1 protein-coding gene and 1 pseudogene are annotated in these 1,242 nt (G+C 69.0%); one reads left to right on the forward strand and one right to left on the reverse strand.

What is annotated here, in order from left to right:
* Window positions 1–773 (reverse strand): TonB-dependent receptor plug domain-containing protein (locus tag D183_RS25640; RefSeq protein ID WP_039729356.1); only part of this gene is annotated, 773 nt, incomplete at its 3' end.
* 299 nt (window positions 774–1,072) lie between these two features.
* Here D183_RS25640 and D183_RS27095 point away from each other — a divergent pair.
* Window positions 1,073–1,242: pseudogene (locus D183_RS27095) on the forward strand (MFS transporter); the annotation flags it as partial.

Genomic DNA, 1,242 nt, shown 5'->3' on the forward strand with positions numbered 1-1,242 from the left:
GCGTAGACGCGCACGTAGCCGTTGTCGAACAGCCGGGTCAGGTTGGCCTTGAGCTGGCCGCCCTTGTCGGTGGTGTAGCCGGCATCGCGCACGCCGTCGCCGCGGCGGTAGAAGCCGCCGACGTTGAACTGCCAGTGCTCGGCGAACGGCGCGCCGTAGTCGAAGTCCAGGCGGGTGTTGTCGTAGCCGCCCAAGCCGCGGGTGAGGCCGACGCTGCCGCCGGCGGTGTCGCCGGTCTTGCTGATGAAGTTGATGATGCCGCCGGGCGAGTTGCTGGCGAAGGTGGAGGCCGAACCGCCGCGGATCGCCTCGATGCGCTCAAGGCTGTAGTCGGCGCGCAGGAAGATGTCGGCATTGCCGAAGGCGATGTCGCCGAATTCCAGCACCGGCAGGCCGTCTTCCTGCAACTGCAGGAACTTGGCGCCGCCGGAGGCGACCGGCAGGCCGCGCACGGCGATGTTGGCGTTGCCTTCGCCGCCGCTGGATTCGGAGCGGATGCCGGGGATGTTGCGGAAGATCTCGGCGGTGCTGCGCGGCGCCGACTGTTCGATCGCCTCGGCGCCGACGGTGCTGACCGAGACGCTGGACTTGAGCTTGCTCTTGGGCGTGGCGGTGCCGGTGACGAAGACCGAGTCCAGGCTGACCACGTCGCCCTGCGCCGCCGGGGCGTCGGCAGCGGCGGGCGTGGCCTGTTGCGCGAGCGCCGCCGGTGCGGACAGCGCCGCGGCGACGGCCAGGGCCAGGGTCTGCAGGCGGATCGAAGGGTGGTGCATCGCTGTCTCTCCCGAAGCGAGTGGTGCAGTGGGTGGCGGCGCGCCGCTGCCGGAACGGGCAGGGCGCGGCGCGGTCGGTGGGTGCGGCGGCGTACAGATACGGCCGTCCGCAATCGATTGCAATTTGCAGTGCAGCAAATCCACCAATGGCGCTTACGCCAACCTTCTCGCTGAGAATTCGAGGCATTCTGCATGGTGCAGCGCAGCGTTACAAACGATTGCAGGCGCAGCAACACTCCGCTCCGCCGCTGTGGCACGCCTCCCGCGTGCCCGACCCGCCCAGGCCGATGCCGATGCTGATGCGTTCCGATCGTCCCCTGCTTCCGCTCTCGCGCGTGCTGGCGCTCAACGCCGGTTTCTTCGGCGTGCAGTACAGCTTCGGCCTGCAGCAGAGCAACATGAGCCCGATCTACAACTACCTGGGCGCCGACCACGCCAACCTGCCGTACCTGTGGCTGGGGGGGGGGGG

Source organism: Xanthomonas sp. SHU 199, from assembly GCF_000364665.1.
Taxonomy (GTDB): domain Bacteria; phylum Pseudomonadota; class Gammaproteobacteria; order Xanthomonadales; family Xanthomonadaceae; genus Xanthomonas_A; species Xanthomonas_A sontii.